The organism is Prauserella halophila, from assembly GCF_024171895.1.
Classification (GTDB): domain Bacteria; phylum Actinomycetota; class Actinomycetes; order Mycobacteriales; family Pseudonocardiaceae; genus Prauserella; species Prauserella halophila.
Window position 1 is genome coordinate 264,588 of the sequence record NZ_JAMTCQ010000010.1, and the last position, 21,931, is coordinate 286,518.

17 protein-coding genes are annotated in these 21,931 nt (G+C 68.9%); 10 read left to right on the forward strand and 7 right to left on the reverse strand.

What is annotated here, in order from left to right; genetic code table 11:
- Positions 1 to 202: 202 nt before the first annotated feature.
- On the reverse strand, positions 203 to 550 hold the full coding sequence (locus LY41_RS13605) for a hypothetical protein (protein ID WP_253864366.1): 348 nt from the start codon (positions 548 to 550) through the stop codon (positions 203 to 205).
- A 128-nt stretch (positions 551 to 678) separates the two neighbouring features.
- Between LY41_RS13605 and LY41_RS13610 the strand changes: the two genes are divergently transcribed.
- The gene (locus tag LY41_RS13610; protein WP_253864367.1) at positions 679 to 1,350 is read left to right on the forward strand and encodes a response regulator transcription factor; all 672 of its coding nucleotides are present in this window, start codon (positions 679 to 681) and stop codon (positions 1,348 to 1,350) included.
- Between the two features lie 394 nt (positions 1,351 to 1,744).
- The gene (locus LY41_RS13615; RefSeq protein WP_253864368.1) at positions 1,745 to 2,650 is read left to right on the forward strand and encodes a sensor histidine kinase; all 906 of its coding nucleotides are present in this window, start codon (positions 1,745 to 1,747) and stop codon (positions 2,648 to 2,650) included.
- Here LY41_RS13615 and LY41_RS13620 read toward each other — a convergent pair whose 3' ends face one another.
- Positions 2,651 to 3,328: a response regulator transcription factor gene (locus tag LY41_RS13620; RefSeq protein ID WP_253864369.1), complete on the reverse strand. Its 678-nt coding sequence runs from the start codon at positions 3,326 to 3,328 to the stop codon at positions 2,651 to 2,653.
- Positions 3,329 to 4,513 carry a sensor histidine kinase gene (locus LY41_RS13625; protein WP_253864370.1) on the reverse strand — a complete coding sequence of 395 codons (1,185 nt, stop codon included), beginning with the start codon at positions 4,511 to 4,513 and terminating at the stop codon, positions 3,329 to 3,331.
- A gap of 183 nt (positions 4,514 to 4,696) precedes the next feature.
- Between LY41_RS13625 and LY41_RS13630 the strand changes: the two genes are divergently transcribed.
- Together LY41_RS13630 and LY41_RS13635 are read left to right on the forward strand one after the other, a co-directional pair.
- Positions 4,697 to 6,184 carry an alpha/beta hydrolase gene (locus tag LY41_RS13630; protein ID WP_253864371.1) on the forward strand — a complete coding sequence of 496 codons (1,488 nt, stop codon included), beginning with the start codon at positions 4,697 to 4,699 and terminating at the stop codon, positions 6,182 to 6,184.
- Entirely contained in the window at positions 6,181 to 6,849 is a 669-nt protein-coding gene (locus tag LY41_RS13635; RefSeq protein ID WP_253864372.1) for a hypothetical protein, read from the forward strand. The genes LY41_RS13630 and LY41_RS13635 overlap by 4 nt, the downstream gene beginning before the upstream one ends.
- Before the next feature lie 93 nt (positions 6,850 to 6,942).
- Here the strand turns inward: LY41_RS13635 and LY41_RS13640 are convergent, their stop codons facing one another.
- The 3 genes from LY41_RS13640 to LY41_RS13650 all read right to left on the reverse strand — a co-directional run bounded on the left by LY41_RS13640 (position 6,943) and on the right by LY41_RS13650 (position 12,219).
- On the reverse strand, positions 6,943 to 8,118 hold the full coding sequence (locus LY41_RS13640; RefSeq protein ID WP_253864373.1) for a globin domain-containing protein: 1,176 nt from the start codon (positions 8,116 to 8,118) through the stop codon (positions 6,943 to 6,945).
- Positions 8,119 to 8,638: 520 nt separating this feature from the next.
- Entirely contained in the window at positions 8,639 to 10,228 is a 1,590-nt protein-coding gene (locus LY41_RS13645) for an alanine/glycine:cation symporter family protein (RefSeq protein ID WP_253864374.1), read from the reverse strand.
- Between the two features lie 389 nt (positions 10,229 to 10,617).
- Positions 10,618 to 12,219, reverse strand: a complete 1,602-nt coding sequence (locus LY41_RS13650) for an alanine/glycine:cation symporter family protein (protein WP_253864375.1) — start codon at positions 12,217 to 12,219, stop codon at positions 10,618 to 10,620.
- 482 nt (positions 12,220 to 12,701) lie between these two features.
- Here LY41_RS13650 and clpB point away from each other — a divergent pair, with 482 nt between their 5' ends.
- The 6 genes from clpB (at position 12,702) to LY41_RS13680 (ending at position 19,027) form a co-directional block, all read left to right on the forward strand.
- Positions 12,702 to 15,308: an ATP-dependent chaperone ClpB gene (gene clpB, locus LY41_RS13655; RefSeq protein ID WP_253864376.1), complete on the forward strand. Its 2,607-nt coding sequence runs from the start codon at positions 12,702 to 12,704 to the stop codon at positions 15,306 to 15,308.
- Positions 15,309 to 15,381: 73 nt separating this feature from the next.
- Positions 15,382 to 16,140, forward strand: coding sequence for a TtfA family protein (locus LY41_RS13660; protein WP_253864377.1), 759 nt, complete (start codon positions 15,382 to 15,384; stop codon positions 16,138 to 16,140).
- Entirely contained in the window at positions 16,140 to 16,904 is a 765-nt protein-coding gene (locus LY41_RS13665) for an SDR family NAD(P)-dependent oxidoreductase (protein WP_253864378.1), read from the forward strand. The genes LY41_RS13660 and LY41_RS13665 overlap by 1 nt, the downstream gene beginning before the upstream one ends.
- A gap of 79 nt (positions 16,905 to 16,983) precedes the next feature.
- The gene (gene pyrE / locus LY41_RS13670) at positions 16,984 to 17,574 is read left to right on the forward strand and encodes an orotate phosphoribosyltransferase (RefSeq protein ID WP_253864379.1); all 591 of its coding nucleotides are present in this window, start codon (positions 16,984 to 16,986) and stop codon (positions 17,572 to 17,574) included.
- A 320-nt stretch (positions 17,575 to 17,894) separates the two neighbouring features.
- Positions 17,895 to 18,284, forward strand: a complete 390-nt coding sequence (locus LY41_RS13675; protein ID WP_253864380.1) for a DUF2784 domain-containing protein — start codon at positions 17,895 to 17,897, stop codon at positions 18,282 to 18,284.
- A 71-nt stretch (positions 18,285 to 18,355) separates the two neighbouring features.
- Positions 18,356 to 19,027 carry a TrmH family RNA methyltransferase gene (locus LY41_RS13680; protein ID WP_253864381.1) on the forward strand — a complete coding sequence of 224 codons (672 nt, stop codon included), beginning with the start codon at positions 18,356 to 18,358 and terminating at the stop codon, positions 19,025 to 19,027.
- Between the two features lie 485 nt (positions 19,028 to 19,512).
- Here the strand turns inward: LY41_RS13680 and LY41_RS13685 are convergent, their stop codons facing one another.
- On the reverse strand, positions 19,513 to 21,756 hold the full coding sequence (locus LY41_RS13685) for a molybdopterin-dependent oxidoreductase (protein WP_253864382.1): 2,244 nt from the start codon (positions 21,754 to 21,756) through the stop codon (positions 19,513 to 19,515).
- Positions 21,757 to 21,931: the final 175 nt, after the last annotated feature.

Here is a 21,931-nt window from a genome sequence, read left to right on the forward strand (position 1 = left end):
CCCCGACGACGTGTGGCCGTGCGAGTGCGTGACCGACTCCGCCGCCGGAGTTCCCCGTCTCAGCGCAGATGCTTGCCGAAGAACGTGAGCACCCGGCGCCACGAATCCTCGCCGGCCTCGTCCGGCGTGCGGAATCCGGCGTGCGGGAGGGCACCCCCGGATGCCCTCCCGCGCCGCCTTCGTCCTACTGCGACTTCCCGCTCTACTCGGCCGACCCGGTCGTGACACTGGTGTCGCCGCGGTCGGGGAGCTCGGTCGGCGTGCCCTTCTGCGGCTCGGCCGGCTTGCCTTCGGTGCCCGCCTCGGCGTCGTCGCGGTCGACCTTCTTGACGGCGATGCCGCCGCCCGGGAGTTTCTTGATCGCAACCGGACCCGACAGCTTCGCGTCCGACGGTACGGATGCTGAGCTGCCGTGGGAGCTCTGCTTATTGTCCTGTGTGTCAGCAGGGCTCTCGCCACCCGCCGCCAGTGCGCTGCCCGCGCCGCCGAGTGCGACCGCACCTGCGGCGAGGAGCGTTACTGTCATCGTCTTGCCGGTCGGCTTACGCATAACTGTCATTCCTCCTGTGGGTTTCCTCGCGGCGTTTCCGCGATGTCTACGACCGTGCCCGGTCCCCACTGAAGGAAGGCTGAACGATTCTGAAGTTCTCTTCAGGTTCGACTGGGAGACTGTCGGCCATGCGGGTGTTGATCGTCGAGGACGAATCACGCGTGGCCGACGCGCTGCGGACGGGACTGAACGCTGAGGGTTGGTCGGTGGACGTGACCGGGGACGGCAACGAGGCGCTCTGGTACGCCGAGCACCACGAGTACGCAGCGATCCTGCTGGACATCATGCTTCCGGGCCTGAACGGCTACAAGGTGTGTGCACGACTACGGGCGGGCGGCGATGCGACGCCGATCGTCATGCTCACGGCCAAGGACGGCGAGTACGACGAGGCCGAGGCGCTCGACGCAGGTGCGGACGACTACGTCACGAAGCCGTTCTCGTACGTCGTGCTGCTGGCGCGGCTGCGTAACGTCGTACGGCGCGCGCCCGCACGTGCTCCGGTGATCCACGTCGGTGACCTCGTGGTCGACCCGTCGGCGCGTGCCTGTGCACGCGGCGGCGATCAGATTCTGTTGACCGGCAAGGAGTTCACGCTGCTCGAGATGTTGGCGACGCATCCGGGCCAGGTGCTGTCGAAGCGCCGCCTACTCGAAGGCGGCTGGGACTTCGCCGAACGACCGGAGCCGAATCTGGTCGAGGTGCACATCAGCGCGCTGCGCAAGAAGATCGACCTGCCGTACGACCGGAACAGCATCAGAACCGTGCGGGGGCACGGCTACCGGCTGGTGCCCGATGCGTAAGCGCTCCGGGCTCGCCCGATTCTCGGTACGTGCACGGACCACGATCACGGCGACCGTCGTGGTGGCGGTGGCGACCATGGCGATCGGCTTCGCGCTCGTGTCCTATCTCGACACGAAGCTCACCCAGGAGCTCGACACCGCATTGGACGATCGGCTGCGCGCGGCGACCGAGGCGGTGCGCGCCGGAAAGGCCGTCCCGAACGGTGTAACCGTCGACGTCACAGCGAACGAGCAGCGCGTCCAGGCCGATGCTCCGAGAAGTGGCCGCACCTCCGGAGCGGGTCCGTTCCGTACCGCCGAGGCCACTGTGACCACTTCGGAAGGAACCCGGACGCTTGTCGCCAGAGCCTCGACCGAATCGGTGCGCCGGGCGACGGAGGCGGCCACACGGGCGATGCTCATCGGCGCGCCCGCGCTTCTCGCCGTCGTCGCCGGGCTGACGTGGTTCAGCACGGGACGAGCGCTGGGCCCGGTCGACGCGATTCGCAGGGAGTTCGCACGGCTGTCGGCACGCGATCTGCGCGGACGGATGCCGGTGCCGGCCGGCGACGACGCGCCCGCACGTCTGGCCGTGACGCTCAACGACACGCTTGACCGGCTCGACGAGTCCGTCCGCAAACAGCGCCAGTTCGTTGCCGACGCCTCGCACGAGCTGCGCAGCCCGCTTGCCGCGCTGCGCACGCCGCTCGAAGTCGCGCAGGAACACCCCGACCGGGTCGATTGGCCCGGCATCGTATCGGGCACGCTGGAGGATCTGGACCGCCTCGACCGGCTCGTGGCGGATCTGCTGACTCTCGCGCGCATTGACGCGGAAACTCGGGAAGGAGGCGAGCCGACCGAACTGGCCGAGCTGATCACCGAGGTTGCCGACCGGCGCACACCTGCGAACGTGGAGCGAAGCCTGCACCTCGCCGATTCTGTCGTCGTTCGCGGCCACCGCACGCACTTGGCGCGATTGCTGACGAACCTGTTCGACAACGCCGAACGCTACGCCCGCCAGAGGGTCGAGGTCCGGCTGTCGGTAACGCGGGGCCGCGCGCAGGTCGAGGTCGCGGACGATGGGCCGGGCGTGCCCGACGAGTCCCGGGAACGCATCTTCGAGCGGTTCACCCGCATCGACACGTCCCGACAGCGCTCGCAGGGCGGTGCGGGTCTCGGATTGGCGTTGGCCCGGGACATCGCGGCCCTGCACGGCGGCACGCTCGAGCTCGCCGAATTCAGCGGAGGGGCCCGTTTCGTCGTCACGTTGCCGCTGGAACCGCCCCCCGACGAAGGCAACTGTGGTGATCGGAATCAGTGATCAATTCTCCGCGTCACGGACGGCGAGGGCGATCTGCACGCGGTTCTCGACCGCGAGTTTGCCGAGCACGTTTCCGATGTGCGCCTTGACGGTCGCGACGCTGACGTGCAGTCGCGCGGCGATCTCGGGGTTGCCGAGCCCGTCCGCGATGGCCCGGGCCGTGTCCAGCTCCCGTTCGGTCAGCGTGGCGAGGTTCGCGGCCGCGGCCGAACTGGCGGAGCGCCTGGCCTCCGAGGACCGGGGTCCGGTGGCCGCCGCGATCAGGCGCGCGGTCGCTGCGGGCGAGAGCGCGGGGTGTCCTTGGGCGACGGTTCGTATCGCGTCGACGATCTGCGCGGGCGGCGTGTCCTTGAGCACGAATCCGAGCGCGCCTGCACGCAGTGCACCGAGCACGAACTCGTCCGAGTCGAACGTGGTCAGCACGAGCACCCGGGGCGGCGTGGGGCGGCTGAGGATGTCACCGGTGGCAGTGATGCCGTCGCGGCCGGGCATGCGGACATCCATCAGCACGACGTCGGGCCGGTGCTGCTCCACCGCGGTGAGCGCGTCGTCGCCGTCGGCCGCTTCGGCGGTCACCGTGAGGTCCGGCTCGCCGTCGACCATGAGACGCAAAGCCATGCGCACCAGCTGGTCGTCGTCGACGATGACGATCCGCACCGGATCGTGTTCGCTGTTCACTCAGGCTCTCTTTTCGTCGTCGTGACGCGGCCAGGGCAGGCGCGCGGCGAGAAGATACCCACCATCGGCGCTCCGGTGGTGGTCGAGTTCCCCTCCCAGCAGCGTGATGCGTTCGGTCAGCCCGAGCAGGCCGAATCCCGACTCGGGGCATCGCGCGGGGACGCCGGTGGCCGGTGAGTTGCCCACGCTGATCCGCAGTTCGTGGCCTTCCGCTCCTCCGGCACCGACGTGCACGGCGGTGCCGGGTGCGTGTTTCGCGGCATTGGTCAGTCCTTCTTGGACGACCCGGTAACAGGCCCTCCCGATGGCCTCCGGCGGTGTGCCCCGCACGGTGGTGGTCCACGTGACGTCCAGTCCCGACGTGCGGGCGTCGGTCACCAGGTCCGGGATGCTCTCGACGGTGGGTTGCGGCTGTTCCGGCCGGTCCGGGTCGGTGCGGAGCACCCCGAGCACGTCCCGCAGCTCTTCCAGCGCCTGGTGCGCGCCGTCGGCGATGCCGCGGATCATGACCTGCCGATCGTGGTTCGACAGATCGGCGCGATGGTTCAGAACCCCGGCCTGCATGGCGACCAGGGAGATCCGATGCGCGAGCACGTCGTGCATCTCGCGGGCGATGCGTGTCCGTTCCTGGGTGCGTGCCTGTGCCGCGCGTGCGAGCTGTTCCCGCTCGGCGCTCTCGGCCCGGTGCTGCAGCGAGCGTACCTCGGTACGGCGGGCGCCGACGGCCACGCCGCCGGCGGCGGCGATCCCCGTGACCAGCACCGCGACTGCGAGCTGGAGCCACAGTGGACCGCTCGGTGCACCCGCCATGCGGAACTCGACGTAAGTTTGCGATACGGCGACCGAGACGAGCAGCACCGCGGCGATCTCCATCGGACGCCGACGGGTGGCGAGCGAGCACAGCGCCAGTAGTGCGGCAGCCGAGGCGGTGGTCGAGACCGCCGACGCGAGCGCTGTCGCCAGCGCCACCGGGAGCGGGAACCGCCTGCGCCATACGAGCGCCGCCAGACATGCGAGTCCGACGAGCGGATCGCCGGTGTAGAACCACATGTCCGCTCCGGCCGAGTGCTGTTGTGCGAGCTGAACACCGGTCGCGAGCCACAGCAGGGCACCGATCACGGCGCCGGTGAGGATCCGCCACACGTGGTGCGGCGGGCTGAACCGGGGCGTGGCGTCCGTGATCATCCCGGTCAGTATCGCGGAGCCCGGCGTTCGGTGCAGCGACCGCGAGGATGACGTCGGACCAGACGTAGGTCGAACCTGCGCCTTCGACGCCGGTCGAGGAAGCTCTGGACGCCGGGACGATGTGGCCGGGACCTCACTCCACGAAGAATCGCTGTCGTGATGACACCGAACGTGGGGGAACATATGCGCAAAACCGTGGCCGGCGTCCTCGCCGCCGCCTTCGTCCTGTCCATGGTCCCGGGAGTGTCGGTGGCAGCGCGGGAACCGCGGTCGACGCCGGACGGATCTGTGGCCTGGGATTCCCTTCGGTGGGGGCCGTGCCCCGAGGAGGCGTCCTCGCCGCGTCTGGAGTGTTCGACGCTGGACGTACCCCTGGACTACCGGAAACCCGACGGCAGGAAGATCGAGATCGCGGTGTCCCGGCTACCGAGCGAGAAGCCGTCACGGCGCCGGGGCGTGCTGTTGACCAACCCGGGCGGACCCGGCGGCCCGGGGCTCGACTATCCGGCCACGTTGGCCGGGGCGGGGCTGCCGAAGCGGGTGCTGGACTCCTACGACATCGTCGGCATGGACCCGCGTGGTGTCGGCCGCAGCGCGCCGGTGACCTGCGACCTCACCGAGCGGCAGCAGGCTCGCGGTGCATTCGCGCAGTACGCGCACACTCCGGTCGATGTCGTGACCGAATCCCGGTACGCGCGGACCATCGCCGAGCAGTGCGCCACCTCGCGTACGGCGTGGATGCTGCCGTACACCACCACCGCCAACACCGCTCGCGACATGGACCGGCTTCGCGTGGCGTTGGGTGAACCGAAGGTCTCCTATCTCGGCGCGTCCTACGGCAGCTATCTCGGCGCGGTGTACACGACGATGTTCCCGCAGCGCAGCGACCGCGTCGTGCTCGACAGCAACATGAGCCCCGACGGCTACGACTACGAGGCCATGCGCCTGTTCGCCCGCGGTATGGCGGACCGGTTCCCGGACTTCGCGGCGTTCGCTGCCGCCCGTCCCGAGTACGGACTCGGCAGTACGCCGGCGCAAGTGAGGGCGAAGTTCTTCGAGCTGGTCGATCGGCTGGACGACAAGCCCGTCCACGGCATCGACGGGACGCTGCTGCGGGGCATCACGCTGGAGCGTCTCTACAGCGACGCGCTCATGCCCCTGTTGGCAGAGATGTGGCAGGCGCTCGACGAGAACCGGCCGTTGCCGCCGGCACCGTCGCCTCCGTCCGGCGACATGGAGAACCTGATGTCGGCGCGGCTCGCGGTCACCTGTGGTGACTCGCGCTGGCCGGACTCGATGTGGCAGTACCTGGGCAATGTCGCAGTGGACCGGGCGAAGTACCCGATGCTCGGCGGTTCGACGGCCAACATCGGACCGTGCGCGTTCTGGCCGGACGAACGCCAGGAGCCGCCGGTGCACATCGGCGATCGCGGTCCGTCGAACGTGCTCATGGTGCAGAACGAGCGCGATCCGGGGACACCGTTGGTCGGCGCCCGGAAGCTGCGCCGCGCGTTCGGGCAACGCGCCACGATGGTGACCGCCGACCAGGGCGGGCACGTTATCTACCCGTTCGGCGCCAACACCTGTGCGAAGGACGCCGTGACGACGTACCTGACCACCGGTGATCGTCCCGAGCACGATCTGGCCTGCGCCGCCGAGAAGGGCGAGTGACCAGAGTGGGCGGCAGATTCCGGGCGTGGCGGCGGGAGCGGGCTCTGAGCCGGGTCGAGCCCGGTGACGGGCGGGAGCTGAAGCGGTTCCGATGGTGGCAGTGGACGCGGCGCGCACTGTTTCACGTGCGGTTGTCCGACGACGGCAGGCAACCGGTCTACAGCGTCGACGTCAAGCACGGGAAGTACGACTCGAACGGCCGCCGGAGCGCCGATCTGTATCTCGACGGCAGGCATCACGCCGTGTCGTCCATCCCGGCCCGCTTTCCCGTACCCGGTGGCACCATCGAGGTGGCGGCGAGCGGTTTCGGCCTCAAGCGCTGTCACTACGTCACCGCCGAGGGCGCCGAGCGCCGGCTCGCTCCTGATCCGGCCTCCGCGGAAGGGCGGCGGCTGCGCTTCGAACGTGAACACCCGACGCTGAGCCACTGGATGGGCGCCGGCTCGGTGAGTGTGCTGTTGGTAGCGCTGCTCGTCCTGCTCACACAGATCGTCGGATCGATCACGCGGGTGCCGGAGATCGCCGAGCACCTCGGCACTTTCAGCCCGCCCGTGGAGCTGCCGGTCTGGGCCAACATCACGGTCACCGCCGCGGCGGCGCTGGCCAGTACCGAGCGGGCTCTTCGGCTGCGCTACAGCCGACTGCTCGACGGAGCCGCCGGCTGACGGTGCGGGCGTCGCATGACGGCACGAGTGCAGAACACGCGGTGCCGAGTGCAGAACACGCGGTGCTGGAGCCCTGCAACACGGGGTTGCGGGTCATTCCTCCGTGAAGGGGTCGTAGCGGATCTGGTCCAGCGCGGTGCCTGCGACGAGCATGCGGCTGACGGTCGCGCGGATCATCGCCGGGGAGCCGGAGACGAGCACGTCGTGGTCGGCCCACGCGCCGTACGAGGAGACGACGTCCGCGAGGGTGCCGACCTCGAATCCGGAAAGCCCTTCGTCCTGCTCGACGACCGGGTGCACGGTCAGCCACGGGTTCGTCGACGCGAGCGAGCGCAGCACCTCGAGTGCGTACAGGTCCTCGCGCGCGCCGCCGCCGTAGAAGATCGTCACGTGGGGGTTCTTCCCGAAGCGGCCGAGGTCGTCGAGGATCGACTGCAGCGGCGTGATGCCCGTGCCGCCCGCGATCATGAGCACGTCACGGCCGGATTCGCGGTCGACGTGGAGCTGGCCCATCGGGGCGCCGAACTGCCACACGTCGCCCGGCTGGGTGTGGCTGACGATGCCGCGAGAGACCCAGCCGCCCTCGATGGCACGCACGTGGAACTCGATCGAACCGTCAGGGCGCGGCGCGTTGGCCGGTGACAGGTTGCGCCACAGTCGCGGCCGCTGCGGCACCTCGACGCTCAGGTACTGGCCGGGCCGGTACGGAATGTGGCGGTCCGGCTCGATCCGCACGAGCGCCAGGTCCCAGCTCAGCCTGCGGTGTTCGGCGACGGTGCCCGTCCACGACGGCGGGTACTCGTCGGCCTCGGCCGCGTCCTGCATCGAGCGGGCGACGATCGTGAAGGCTTCCGCCCACGCGCGTTCGACTTCGTCGGTCCAGGCGGGTCCGAGTTGCCGTTTCACGGCGGCGAGCAGCGCGGTGCCGATGGCTTCGTAATGGTGCGCCTGCACGCCGAACTTGCGGTGGTCGCGGCCGAGTTGCACCAGGTACGGCGCCACGTCGTCGGGCCGGTCCACCGATTGCAGGATGTTCACGATGGCGCGCACGAGCTTGCCGCTGCGCACGTCCATGTGGATCGGGAAGAAGTCACGTGCCTCGGGGGCGAGGGTGAACAGCATCCCGTAGAAGAACTGGGCGACTTCCGGGGTGTGGGGTTCGATCTCGCGCCACGTGTCGCGGATGTGGCGAACCATGGTGGTGACGGCCGCCGGGGTGTCGCCGGGGTCGGCGACCTTCGGGATCGGGTTGAGCGGCTCGGCTGTCATATCGCGGAACCGGGCTCGGCGAGGCCGCCGGGTCCGAGGACGCGGCGGCCCTCGGTGCGGAGGCGGGTGGGATTGCAGTCGATACGCACTGTGATCGTCAGGGCCTTCCAGGGCTAGGCGCGCGCGGGTGACCCGGCGGCCGGCGTGGCGACGCCGGTTGTGGTGGAACCGCTCTTCGCTCCGGCGCGGGGCCGTGGTGAAGAGTTCGCAGTCGAGTTCACTGTCCAATCCGCCTTTCGGTGCGTACGCACGGGCTCACCCTAAAATCATGTGCAGCTGCACGGTAGAGCGAACAGACCCGCTCGTCCTGTTGTTGCTCCGGATGGGTGGCTCAGTCGACCGTTTTGGGGTGTATGTCACTTATGTGGCCGTGAATTGTCACCCTGGGATAACGAACCCATCGTCACTTCACGTGATCAACTACATCGCTCGGACGGGTAATCGTGGTGTGGCAGCGACGCGGCCCGGCACCCAAAGTTGGATGCCGGGCCGCTCGTAGTGGGAGTGGTCGACGGGAGCGTCAGACCTCCGTCTTCTCCTTCTTCTGGATCTCACCGCTGTCGATCTTGCCCAGGAAGCTCTTGACCTCCTTCTTGACGATCGGCAGCAGCAGGTACAGGCCGGTGATGTTGAACAGGGCCAGCAGGAACAGCACCGCGTCGGCGAAGTCGATGACCGACTGGAGCGTGAGCACCGCGCCCGCAGCCGACATCATGCAGAACAGCACCTGGTAGATGCGGATCGACACCGTCCTGCGGCCGAACAGGTAACCCCAGGCCTTCTGGCCGTAGTAGCCCCAGGTGATGAGCGTCGAGATGGCGAACAGCACCACGGCGACCGTCAGCACGTAGGGGAACCACGGCATGACCGTCGCGAAGGCGTCCGACGTGACCGTCACACCGTCGGGCGCGTCGGCCCCGTTCTGGTTGACGTCGGCGAAGCCCTCGGTCCAGATCGCAGGCTTGGCGATGACGATGGTCAGGGCGGTCATGGTGCAGACGACGACCGTGTCGATGAACGGTTCGAGGAGGGCGACGAAGCCTTCGGTGGCGGGGTTCTTCGTCTTGACTGCGGAGTGGGCGATCGGTGCGGAGCCGAGGCCCGCTTCGTTGGAGAACGCCGAACGCTGGATACCGACGATCAGCGCACCGATCATGCCGCCTGCGACGCCTTCGCCGGTGAACGCACCGCTGATGATCTCGCCGATCGCGGCGGGCACTGCGGTGAAGTTGACGAGGATGACCACGAGGCAGGCGACGATGTAGAGCACGCCCATCGTCGGCACCAGGCGCGACGTGACGTTGGCGATCGACTTGATGCCGCCGATGATCACGATGCCGATGACGATCGCCAGGATGATGCCGAAGACCAGGGCGGAGCCGTCGCTGCCGAACAGGCCGTCGTCGCCACCGGTGACGTCCTTGATCTGCGCGAACGCCTGGTTCGACTGGAACATGTTGCCGCCGATGATCCCGAAGAACAGGATGCCGATGGCGGTCAGTGCGGCGAGCACCTTGCCGAGGCCGACGCCGAAGCCGTTCTGGAACCGGTCGGCGATGCCCTTGCTCAGGTAGTACATGGGGCCGCCGGAGACGGTGCCGTCCGCATGCTCCTCGCGGTACTTCACGCCGAGCGTGCACTCGACGAACTTGCTGGCCATGGCCAGCAGGCCGGCACAGATCATCCAGAACGTCGCCCCGGCGCCACCGATGGTGACAGCGGCACCGACACCGGCGATGTTGCCGAGTCCGACGGTGCCGGACAGCGCCGAGGCCAGAGCCTGGAAATGATTGATCTCGCCGGGGTCGGACTTGTCCGTGAACTTGCCGCGCACCAGCTCGGTGGCGAGCTTGAACCGACGGACCTGGATGAACCCGAAGTAGACGGTGAAGACGATGGCGCCGAGGATCAGCCAGGACACGATCCAGGGGAACGTGACGCCGGCGACGGTGACCTCGGCGAAGACGAAGCTCGCCAGGCCGTCGGCGATCGGGGTGAAGTTGTCGGCGATCCAGTTCTCGACGCCGGCGAAGATGCCCCCTCCGTCCGCGGCGAGGACGTGGGCGGAGCCGGGCGGGTTCGCCGCTCCGGCTGTGCTCTGCAAATACATGGTCAGGTAGTTGACCTGAACGAATGGTTTAGAGCAAGGAAATCAAACGATTTGTTACACCGGGTTATTGCAACCTGGCGTGCCGGAGGTGCTCCGCTGGGTCACTCGGACCAGGTGAGAGCGGCAAACGGGCGAGTTGCCGCGATCACATTCTCGACGGCTCGACTGTGGTGTATATCACTTGTTTCAGTCGAAAGTAGCCCGATGATGATCACTGTGAGTACGAGCTCGCCCGGCTGTCGGCGCTGCCGTTGCCCGCTCGCCACTGCTGTCGGCGCTGCCACTGCCGGCTCGATCGCAGCCCGGACACAGTGAAGCCCCCGGGTGCACTGAAGACGATCAGTGCGCCCCGGGGGCGTTCGATTCGAATCCTGCTGTGGCCGGTCGGCTCAGCCCTGCGGTTCCTTGTCCGTGCGTTGAACCTCGCCGGACTTGAGCTTGCCGAGGAAGGTCTGGACTTCCTTCTTCACGATCGGCATCAGCAGGTAGAGGCCGATGATGTTGAACAGTGCCAGCGAGAACACGACCGCGTCGGCGAACGACAGCACACTGCCGAGCGTGAGCACGCAGCCTGCGACACCGGTCAGGCAGAACAGCACCTGGTAGATGCGCTCACCGATGCGCGACTTGCCGAACAGGTACGTCCATGCCTTCTGGCCGTAGTAGCCCCACGTGATCATCGTCGAGATCGCGAACAGCACGACGGCGACCGTCAGCACGTACGGGAACCAGGGCAACACGGTGCCGAACGCCTCGGACGTGATCGTCACGCCCTGCTCGTTGTCCGGCGCATCGCCGCCTGCGGCCACCGTCGCCTTGGTGTCGAGCCACATCTGCGGGCTGGCGATGACGATGGTCAGGGCGGTCATGGTGCAGACGACGACCGTGTCGATGAACGGTTCGAGGAGGGCGACGAAGCCTTCGGTGGCGGGGTTCTTCGTCTTGACCGCGGAGTGGGCGATCGGTGCGGAGCCGAGGCCCGCTTCGTTGGAGAACGCCGAACGCTGGAACCCGACGATCAAGGCGCCGATGGCACCGCCTGCGACACCTTCGCCGGTGAACGCACCGCTGACGATCTCACCGACCGCGCCCGGCACCTGGCCGAGATTCATGACGATCACGAGCAGACATGCCGCGATGTAGACGAGGGCCATGGCCGGCACGAGCCTGCCGGTGACTGCGCCGACGGACTTGATGCCGCCGATGATCACGGCGCCGATGATCAGCGCCAGGACGATGCCGAAGATCAGGGCGGAGCCGTCGCTGCCGAACAGGCCGCCGTCGCCACCGGTCACGTCGCGGACCTGCTGGAACGTCTGGTTGGCCTGGAACATGCTGCCGCCGGCGATGCCGAAGAACAGGATGCCGATGGCGGTCAGTACCGCGAGTACCTTGCCGAGGCCGGCGCCGAATGCGTTGGGGAACCGCTCCGGGATGCCCTTGCGCAGGTAGTACATCGGGCCGCCGGAGACGGTGCCGTCCGCATGCTCCTCGCGGTACCTCACCCCGAGGGTGCACTCGACGAACTTGGTGCACATGCCGAGCAGGCCGGCGAAGATCATCCAGAAGGTGGCGCCGGCGCCGCCGATCGTCACGGCGACACCGACACCGGCGATGTTGCCGAGTCCGACGGTTCCGGACAGTGCCGAGGCCAGGGCTTGGAAGTGGTGGATCTCGCCCGGTTCGGACTTGTCCGTGAACTTGCCGCGCACGATCTGCGTGGCGAGCTTGAACTTACGGAACTGGATGAAGCCGAAGTAGACGGTGAAGACGGTGGCCGCGAGGATCAGCCACGCCACGATCCACGGGAAGGAGATCCCGAACATGCTGATCTCGGCGAACACGAAGGCCGAGAAGCCGTCCGAGATCGGCGTGAAGATGTCGTTGATCCAGGTCTCGATCGAGGAGAGGAGCTCGCCCTCGGCAGCCAGGATGTGGGTGTCTCCCGACGTCGGCGGCGAGTTTGTGGAGACTGCGCTCGGTACAGGCATGACGTAGAGGTTGGCCCGTACGGTCTCTGTCAAACAAGACTTTCGACTGCTTTTGTTACGCCGAGTTGTGACGACACGCGGCGTAGATGTGTGCTAATGGGGCAAACCCGCTGAACCGGACACGACCTGCGACGCCCTGCCACTCACGGCAATCTTTCCGCGGTGGGCGGCGTCGGGGTGGGCAGTCATGCCCCCAAGGGCACCTTCGGGGCGCTCAACGCCCCGAAGGTGCCCTTCGGGGCAACACCGCTGGCCCGACGCGTTCGCCTTGCCGGCGTGTCACAGGTCGGCTGGCCCGTAGTCGACGCGTCCGGTACTCACCACGGTGAGGAGTACGCACCGCGTGGCCTGCGCGGATCGTCCCGCTAGAATTGAGCGGAACAGACTCAAGTTTTCTGACGTTGGACTGTATGAGAGCGCTCGAGCTGCGAGGCTGTGGCCGACGGCGCTGTGGCTGATACCGACGATCCAGAGGTGAGGGGATGGACGCTTTCAATCCGACCACGAAGACCCAGCAGGCGATCTCGTCGGCGGCGCAGGCCGCCACGATGGCGGGCAATCCGGAGATCTCGCCGGCACATCTGCTCGGTGCGCTCCTGGCTCAGTCGGACGGGCTGGCGGGGCCGTTGCTCACGGCTGTCGGAGCCGATCCGCAGGCGATCGACGCCGAGCTCGAACCGATCGTCGCGAAGCTCCCCGCCGCAACCGGTTCCACCGTGTCGTCTCCCAACTTCGACGGTCACGCGGTCAAGTCGCTGACGCATGCGCAGAAACTGGCGACCGAGCTCGGTGACGAGTACGTCTCGACCGAGCACGTCCTGGTGGGGCTGGCGGCCGACGGTGGTCCGGTGTCGCAGTTGCTGAGCGGCAGCGGTGCGACGCCGGAGGCCTTGCGGGACGCCTTCACACAGGTCCGTGGTTCGGCCCGGGTCACGACTCCGGACCCGGAAGGCACGTATCAGGCGCTGGAGAAGTACGGCGTCGACCTGACCGAACGCGCCAAGGCGGGCGAACTGGACCCGGTCATCGGCCGTGACCCGGAGATCCGCCGCGTGGTGCAGGTGCTCTCGCGCCGCACGAAGAACAACCCGGTGCTGATCGGTGAGCCGGGTGTCGGCAAGACGGCGATCGTCGAGGGTCTTGCGCAGCGGATCGTGGCCGGCGACGTGCCGGAGTCGCTGCGTGGCAAGCGTGTCGTGTCGCTCGACCTCGGCTCGATGGTCGCGGGATCGAAGTACCGCGGCGAGTTCGAGGAGCGGCTGAAGGCCGTGCTCAAGGAGATCAAGGACTCCGAGGGCCAGGTCGTCACGTTCATCGACGAGCTGCACACGATCGTCGGCGCGGGCGCGTCCGGCGAAGGCGGCAGCATGGACGCGGGCAACATGATCAAGCCGATGCTCGCGCGCGGCGAACTGCGCATGGTCGGCGCCACGACGCTCGAGGAGTACCGCAAGCACATCGAGACCGACGCCGCGCTGGAGCGCCGGTTCCAGCAGGTCATGGTCGGTGAGCCGTCGGTCGAGGACGCAGTCGGCATCCTGCGCGGCCTCAAGGAGCGCTACGAGGTGCACCACGGTGTGCGCATCACCGACAGTGCTCTGGTCGCGGCGGCCACGCTGTCGGACCGCTACATCACCGCGCGCTTCCTGCCGGACAAGGCGATCGACCTGGTCGACGAGGCGGCGTCGCGGCTGCGCATGGAGATCGACTCGCGCCCCGTGGAGATCGACGAGGTCGAACGTGCCGTGCGCAGGCTCGAGATCGAGGAGATGGCGTTGTCGAAGGAGAGCGACGCCGCCTCGAAGGACCGGCTCGGGGCGCTGCGGGCGGAACTCGCCGAGCGGCGCGAACAGCTCAACGCGCTCACCGCGCGGTGGCAGAACGAGAAGGGCTCGATCGAACGGGTCCGGGAGCTGAAGGAACAGCTGGAGCAGCTGCGCGGCGAGGCGGACCGTGCCGAACGTGATTCCGATCTCGGCCGTGCCGCCGAGCTGCGTTACGGCCGCATCCCGCAGCTGGAGAAGGAGCTCGAGCAGGCCACGGAGGCGTCCGAGGTGGCGGAGTCCCGGCCCGACGTGATGCTCAAGGAAGAGGTCGGCGGTGACGACGTGGCCGACGTCGTCAGCGCCTGGACCGGGATTCCCGCAGGCAGGCTGCTCGAGGGCGAGACCGGCAAGCTGCTGCGCATGGAGGAGGAGCTGACCGGCCGGGTCGTCGGGCAGGCCGATGCCGTGAAGGTCGTCTCCGACGCGGTGCGCAGGGCGCGCGCGGGCGTGGCCGATCCGGACCGGCCGACGGGTTCGTTCCTGTTTCTCGGGCCCACCGGTGTCGGCAAGACGGAGCTGGCCAAGGGGCTCGCCGAGTTCCTCTTCGACGACGAGCGCGCCATGCTGCGCATCGACATGAGCGAGTACTCGGAGAAGCACAGCGTCGCGCGGCTGGTCGGCGCTCCCCCGGGGTACGTCGGCTACGACCAGGGCGGGCAGCTGACCGAGACCGTGCGCAGGCGGCCGTACTCGGTGGTGCTGCTCGACGAGGTGGAGAAGGCCCACCCCGACGTGTTCGACGTGCTGTTGCAGGTGCTCGACGACGGCAGGCTCACCGACGGTCAGGGCCGCACGGTGGACTTCCGCAACACGATCCTCGTCCTGACGTCGAACCTCGGTTCGCAGGCGCTGGCCGACGCCGCGCTCGACGAGCAGCAACGGCGGGACGCGGTCATGTCGGTCGTGCAGGCGCACTTCAAGCCGGAGTTCCTCAACCGGCTCGACGACATCGTCGTGTTCCATGCGCTGGGCACCGAGCAGCTGGGCGAGATCGTCGACATCCAGGTCGCCCGGCTCGGGCAGCGACTCGCCCAGCGCAGGCTGACGCTCGACGTGTCCTCCGCTGCGCGCGAGTGGCTGGCACTGAACGGCTACGACCCGGTGTACGGTGCGCGTCCGCTGCGGCGGCTCGTGCAGTCGGCGATCGGCGACCAGCTGGCCAAGCAACTGCTGGGTGGTGAGATCCGGGACGGCGACACGGTCCGGGTCGAGGCACCCGAGCTCGAGGCGTCCGAGTCGCTCGTCGTCACCCGGGGGTCGTAACCGGCCGGATCCGTTTGCGTTCCGTCCGGCCTGCCTCTTCGGTGTGGCGGGCCGGGCGGGATACGCTGCTCGCGTGGGTATTCCGGCGTGGATCTGGTTCGTCGTCGCGGCCATCGCCGCCGTGGCGGGTCTCGCTCTGCTGATGACCGATCGCGCGCGCGAAAGCTCCCGCAACCGGGAACGCGCGCGCTGGGCCGAGCTGCGCGGCTGGCAGTACGTCGACGAGGACGAGGAGCTGCCGCGCGAGTGGTCGGGCGGCGCGATCGGCTACTTCGGTGCCGAATCCGCGGTGAACGTGGTCGCGGGCTCGACCTTCACTTCCGACGGCAGGCGTCCGGTGTTCGTGTTCGACGTCGTCGCCGACGGCGTCATCCCGTCGGTGATCGTGGCCGTGCGCTGCAACCGCGTGCAGCCGGTGCTGCTCGAACTGTGGCTGGCGAGCGTGCCGTTCCAGCGCACGGAGATGCCGGAGCTGCTCGGCCCGGTCGGCCAGCGGTACGCGTTCGCCGACGAGGTGGCCGCGGGTCGGGCACTCGTCACGCAGGAGCTCGTCGAGGCGGCCGATGCGCTCGGCGGGGACGTCGGTGTGGCGTGGTTCGAGCGCGAATGGGTGCTGGCGAGTCTCGCGCCCAATGTCGGCCCGTCGCGGCTCGAGCGGCTGCTGCGCGACCTCGGCGAGATCGCCGACATCATCGACCCGTCCGAGGAGGCGATGGAGGAGCGATACGTGCCTGCGCAGGCACCCGTCGCCGAACCGCCCGCCCCGGATCCGTCCGACCCCGAGGTCGACGAGCCCGGCGTGAACGCTCCGGGAGAGGGTGTCAACCGCTGATGCCGACCGCCGTCATCACCGGTGCCACGTCCGGCATCGGTGCCGCATTCGCGCGGGAACTCGCCGGTGAGCGTTACGACCTCGTGCTCGTTGCACGGGACGAGACGCGGCTGCGCACCCGCGCGGACGCGCTCGTGGAAAGCTACGGCGTGTCCGTCGACGTCCTGCCGGCCGACCTGGCCACCGCCGAGGGACGCGAGGCCGTCGAACAGCGACTGGCAGGCGGGGTCGACCTGCTCGTCAACAACGCGGGGCTCGGTCTGGCCGGCGAGTTCTGGACAGCCTCGCCCGAGGAACTGCAGCACCAGCTGGACGTCAACGTCACGGCGGTGCTGCACCTGACGCGCGCAGCCGTCCCGGCGATGCGCGAAGCGGGCGGCGGCGACATCGTCAACGTATCCAGCGTGGCGGGTTTCTTCTCCGGTCGCGGTTCGACGTACACGGCCAGCAAGGCGTGGGTGACGTCGTTCTCGGACGGACTCGCGGCGGCGTTGCAGGGGTCGGGTGTGCGCGTGATGGCGCTGTGCCCCGGGTTCACCCGCACCGAGTTCCACGACCGCGCGAGGCTGGAGAAGTCCGGTCCGAAGCGGATCTGGCTGGAGGCCGACGTCGTCGTGCGCGAGGCGCTCTCGGATCTGCGACGAGGCAAGGCCGTGTCGATTCCGGGTGGGCAGTACAAGTTCGCGGTGGCGGTCGGGAAGCTGTTGCCGCGCGGGCTGATCCGGCGCATCGGCGGGCGGTTCGCGGGCCGCGGCCGCACCTGAACCGCGGCCGCCGCACTGCGGATTCCCGGCAGGCGGCGGGTGTCACGTCCGGCGCGGGCCGCGGCCGGTTCCGCAACGCATGCATGCCAGACTGCGAGCCGTGGCGATACCCTCGTTGGACCAAGCGGCGAAGAGCGAACTGGCCAGGCTCGTCACCGAGCTGTGCGTGGTGCACGGCAAGGTGACCCTGTCCTCGGGCAAGGAGGCCGACTACTACGTCGACCTGCGCAGAGCCACTCTCCACCATGCGGCGGCACCGCTCATGGGCACGTTGCTGCGGCAGGTCACGGCGGACTGGAACTACGTCGCGGTGGGCGGGCTGACGCTGGGCGCGGACCCCGTGGCGACGTCGATGCTGCACTCGGCCGCGGCCGACGGCATGGTCCTCGACGCGTTCGTCGTGCGCAAGAACCTCAAGGAACACGGGATGCAGCGCCGGATCGAGGGTCTCGAAGTCGCGGGGCAGCGAGTGCTGGCCGTCGAGGACACGTCGACGACCGGCGGCAGCGTCCTGACGGCCGTCGAAGCGCTGAACGAGGCGGGCGCGACCGTCGTCGGCGTGGCAACCGTCGTCGACCGTGGCACCGGCGCCCGTGAGGCCATCGAGGAGGCGGGCCTCGCGTACCGCTACCTCCTCGACCTCGACGACCTCGGCCTGTCCCGCACCTGACCCCCACGACCGAGCGACCCCCGAACAGCTCAGCGCGCGAGTGCCCCGAAGGGCACCTTGGGGGCGTTGAGTGCCCCGAAGGTGCCCTTCGGGGCACATCCGACCCGAACGGGTTCCTCACGCAACGGATGCGCCCGGTTCCGCCTATCAGGCGAGTGCTGCGGCGGCTTCCCGGGAAGCGAATCGGGTATCGGAACCATAACGGCGGAGGCGAAACGCGCCCCTCCAGGGTTTTCCCGGACGCGGAATGCCTCCCCGGCACGCTATGTTGGCCGGAGTAGTAGGGGGTTGTCGCCGGTCGCCGGGGCAGGTGGGGTTCGATGCTATGGCTGTTGACCGTTGTGGTCACCGTCGTGCATTTCCTCGCGCTCGCCTATATCGGCCTCGGCGGTTTTCTGGCGTGGATCTGGCCGAAGTCGGTTTTCGTGCACGTGCTGTTCGCGGCGTGGGGTGTCGCGGTGAACGTGTTCCCGCTCCCCTGTCCGTTGACCGTTGTCGAGGACTTCCTGCGTGAGCAGCGCGGGCTCGGCTCACTGCCCGGCGGATTCAACGAGTACTACATCTACGGCACGCTGATTCCGCATTCGATGTTGTCGTTCGTGGCAGTCGCGGCGTTGCTGCTGGTCATAGGGTCGTATGTGGGCGTGTATGTGCTGTGGCGGAACCGGTGGCATCAGCCCGGCACCGGCCACTCGATCCGGCTGGGGTGAGGAGAGCGGCCGGCCTGCCCGCGTAGCGGTGCGGGTGCCTCGCCGGTGCGCCGAACCGGGAGAATGGCCGCGTGACGTCTGACGAGCCAGGTGCCGATGAGGCCGGTCCGACCGAGTGGGGTGCGAATCCCGAGGTGGGAGTGGGCCCGTGGGAGGGGCCGTGGCCCAATGACGAGCGCTACGACCCGGAACTGCTCGCCGAGGGCGACCGGCGCAACGTCGTCGACGCCTATCGGTACTGGCGGCGCGAGGCGATCGTCGCCGACATGGACCTGCGGCGGCACCCGTTCCACGTCGCGATCGAGAACTGGCAGCACGACCACAACATCGGCACGGTGGTGCGGACGGCCAACGCGTTCGCCGCCGCTGCCGTGCACATCGTCGGCAAGCGCCGCTGGAACCGCCGCGGCGCGATGGTGACCGACCGGTACCAGCACCTCCACCATCACCCCACGGTCGACGGGCTGGTCGACTTCGCAGCCGCGCGGGCGCTGCCGATCGTCGCGGTCGACAACACGCCGGGTGCCGAGCCGCTCGAGACTGCCGACATGCCGCGCGAGTGCGTGCTGCTGTTCGGCCAGGAGGGGCCCGGGTTGTCGAAGGAGGCGAAGGACGCGGCGGCCCTGGTCGTGTCGATCGCGCAGTTCGGTACGACGCGGTCGATCAATGCGGGTGTCGCCGCCGGTGTCGTCATGCACACGTGGGTGCGGCAGCACGCCGACGTCGCCGACGCGTGGGGCTGACGGCTACTCGGTCACTACGGTCGTTCGCACCCGGACCGGGGTGGACAGGCTGTTGGCGACAAAACACTCGCGATGTGGTCGCCCAGTAACGCCGGGTCGGCGCTCAGGCTCGCGGGAGCTGCGGCGGGCGGCGTGGTTGCGCGAGTGGGAGCGGATGCCCTCGGCTGTCGAACCCGACCAGCGCAGGTGTGTTGCGTATTCGGTCGTGGGCGAGACCGTAGGGGCGCGACGTTTCGGCGCATGCCGAAATGTGGCGACGTGGTCGAGACCTGCTTCGCCGGGAGTGGGGAGTCACCGCCTGAGCCGCCGTGGCCGGATCCGGCGGAACGCACCGGGAAAACCCGCTCCTGCGGTCGATCTCGAGTCGAGCACCGCGGACTCCGGCAGGAATCAGGACCGTCACGATGTCCGATGAGGACTGTTTCCGGTGCAGAACACGCGGGTTTGAGTGCAGAACACGGCGTGCCGAGTGCAGGACATGCGCGTCAGGGTTTCGTCAGGGTGACCGGGATTCCGCCCAGTGCGGCGGTTCCCGTGGGCACGTCGAGGGCGAGGTCGTCGGTGAGCACGTTGGCGTTGGCGCCGCTGTGCTGCGTCGCGACGGTGGTCCGCACGCCCGCCACGTCGTGTCCCCAGCCGTGCGGAATGCTGACGACACCGGGCCGCACCGCGTCGGTGATCTCCACGGGGACGTCGATCGACCCCGTGCGGGCGGTGACCGTCACCGGGTCGCCGTCGGCCAGGTCCAGTCCGTTCGCATCGTCGGGGTGCAGTTGCGCCGTGCACCGGTTGCTGCCGCGTACGAGCGGTTCGAGGTTGTGCATCCACGAGTTGTTCGAGCTCAGCTGCCGCCTGCCGATCAGGATCAGATCCGTCGTCCGGCCGGAAGCCCGCCCACCGGCGCCGTTCGACGCCGCACCGTTCGACGCCGCACTGTTCGACACCGCACCGTTCGACGCCGCACTGTTCGACCGCGACGACGACCACCGCGCCAGCGAATCCGCCAGGCGCGGCATGTCCGACACGATCGCTTCCGGCGCGAGTTCGACCTTGCCGCTCTCGGTGGCCAGCACGTCGGGGACACGCGGCTGCATCGGGCCCAGGTCGACGCCGTGCGGGGCGGCTTCGAGGTCGGCGAGCGTCAGATCGAACGGCCCGGCGCGCAGCATCAGGTCGACGATCCGCTCCGGTCCGCGCCGGGACTCGTCCGCGGCGACGCCGTAGCGGTCCGCCAGGTCGGCGGCGAGCAGGTCGTCGAGCGCGTCGACGTCGGCGTCCGGCCCCTGACCGGCGATGACGCCACTGAGCCGCAGCAGCGTCCGCCATTCCTGCGGGATGCCGGTGTCGAGCGTGGCCGGGGTCCAGTTCGCGACGCTGCGCACCGCGAGCTGGTACAGCGTCACGTCGTAGTGCGGCCGTTCGAGCGGGCTCGGCGCGGGCAGGACGACGTCGGCCCGGCTGGTGGTCTCGTTGCGGTAGATGTCGATCGACACCATGAAGTCGAGGTCGGCCAGCGCGGCGTCGAGGCGGGCCGCGTTGGGCGCGCTCAGGCACGGGTTCCCCGCGATTGTGATGAGCGCACGCACCTGCCCGTCACCGGGGGTTTCGATCTCGTCGGCCAGCGTCGCCACGGGCACCTCGCCGATGACCTCGGGCAGGCCGCGCACGCGGGTGTGGCGGCGTCCGGCGCGGAACGGCTTGCCCGGCGCCGTGTTCGCCTGCCCCGCGGCGGCGAGCGGGAACATCGCGCAGCCCTCGCGGTCGAGGTGCCCGGTGAGCACGTTCAGCACGTCCACGAGCCAGCTCGTCAGCGTGCCGAACTCCTGTGTCGTGGTGCCGATCCGGCCGTAGACCGCGGCCCGGTCGGCGGCTGCCAGCTCGCGGGCCAGCCGGCGGATGTCGGCGGCCGGGAGCCCCGTCGCCCCGGTGACCGCTTCCGGCGAGTAGTCCGTCGCGAGCTCGCGTATCTCGTCCACGCCGGTGACGTGCCTGGCAAGCGTGCCCAGCCGCACGAGGTCCTCGGCGAAGAGCGTGTGCACCATCGCCAGCAACAGCAGCGCGTCGGTGCCGGGGCGGATCGGGTGGTGCTCGTCGGCGAATTCGGCGGTCCGCGTGCGCCGCGGGTCGACGACCACGATCCGGCCGCCGCGTTCGCGGATCCCGCGCAGCCGTGACCGCACGTCACCGGCCGTCATCAGGCTCCCGTTGGACACGAGCGGGTTGGCGCCGAGTACGAGGAGGTGTTCGGTGCGGTCCAGGTCCGGTACGGGGATCGTCATCGCGCCGCCGAACAGGTATCCGGACGAGTAGTGCTTCGGGATCTGGTCGACGCTGCCCGCGGTGTAGACGTTCGTCGTGCGCAGCGCCTTGACGAGCGCGCGTAGGTACACCGAGGCGGACACGTTGTGCGAAACGGGGTTGCCGACGTAGACGGCCACCGCGTCCCGGCCGTGGGCGTCGATGAGCCCGGGCAGCCGGGCGTCGATCTCGGCGAACGCCTCGTCCCACGACGCCTCGACGAGCTCGCCGTCACGGCGGATCAACGGTGTGTGCAGCCGGTCCGGGTCGTGGTGCAGCGCGCCGAGGGAGGCGCCCTTCGGGCAGACGTAGCCCCGGGAGAACACGTCGTCGCGGTCACCGCGGACACCGGTGACGGCCGTGCCGTCCAGTGTCACCTCGAGTCCGCAGGTCGCCTCGCACAGCGGACACGTGACATACGCCGTTGTCATCGCTCGATGGTGGCACCGGGCGCAGTCGGTTGTCGATGCTCACGAGTGCAGCGGCAGCGATGTGCGGCTGGCACACGGGCCTGAGTGCAGAACACCCGCGAGGACGCAGTCGCGCGTCAGCGCGTCGGTGGGGGGTGGAGGTCGGGCGACGGGAGGGCGCAGGACACGCGCGAGG

What these genes read in the sequence shown, in the direction of transcription:
- LY41_RS13610 (WP_253864367.1), top strand. Translation starts at nt 679, where the DNA reads ATGCGGGTGTTGATCGTCGAGGACGAATCACGCGTGGCCGACGCGCTG.
- LY41_RS13645 (WP_253864374.1), bottom strand. Translation starts at nt 10,228, where the DNA reads ATGTATTTGCAGAGCACAGCCGGAGCGGCGAACCCGCCCGGCTCCGCC.
- LY41_RS13630 (WP_253864371.1), top strand. Translation starts at nt 4,697, where the DNA reads ATGCGCAAAACCGTGGCCGGCGTCCTCGCCGCCGCCTTCGTCCTGTCC.
- LY41_RS13665 (WP_253864378.1), top strand. Translation starts at nt 16,140, where the DNA reads ATGCCGACCGCCGTCATCACCGGTGCCACGTCCGGCATCGGTGCCGCA.
- LY41_RS13625 (WP_253864370.1), bottom strand. Translation starts at nt 4,513, where the DNA reads ATGATCACGGACGCCACGCCCCGGTTCAGCCCGCCGCACCACGTGTGG.
- LY41_RS13685 (WP_253864382.1), bottom strand. Translation starts at nt 21,756, where the DNA reads ATGACAACGGCGTATGTCACGTGTCCGCTGTGCGAGGCGACCTGCGGA.
- LY41_RS13675 (WP_253864380.1), top strand. Translation starts at nt 17,895, where the DNA reads ATGCTATGGCTGTTGACCGTTGTGGTCACCGTCGTGCATTTCCTCGCG.
- LY41_RS13640 (WP_253864373.1), bottom strand. Translation starts at nt 8,118, where the DNA reads ATGACAGCCGAGCCGCTCAACCCGATCCCGAAGGTCGCCGACCCCGGC.
- LY41_RS13605 (WP_253864366.1), bottom strand. Translation starts at nt 550, where the DNA reads ATGCGTAAGCCGACCGGCAAGACGATGACAGTAACGCTCCTCGCCGCA.
- LY41_RS13615 (WP_253864368.1), top strand. Translation starts at nt 1,745, where the DNA reads ATGCTCATCGGCGCGCCCGCGCTTCTCGCCGTCGTCGCCGGGCTGACG.
- LY41_RS13650 (WP_253864375.1), bottom strand. Translation starts at nt 12,219, where the DNA reads ATGCCTGTACCGAGCGCAGTCTCCACAAACTCGCCGCCGACGTCGGGA.
- pyrE (WP_253864379.1), top strand. Translation starts at nt 16,984, where the DNA reads ATGCATGCCAGACTGCGAGCCGTGGCGATACCCTCGTTGGACCAAGCG.
- clpB (WP_253864376.1), top strand. Translation starts at nt 12,702, where the DNA reads ATGGACGCTTTCAATCCGACCACGAAGACCCAGCAGGCGATCTCGTCG.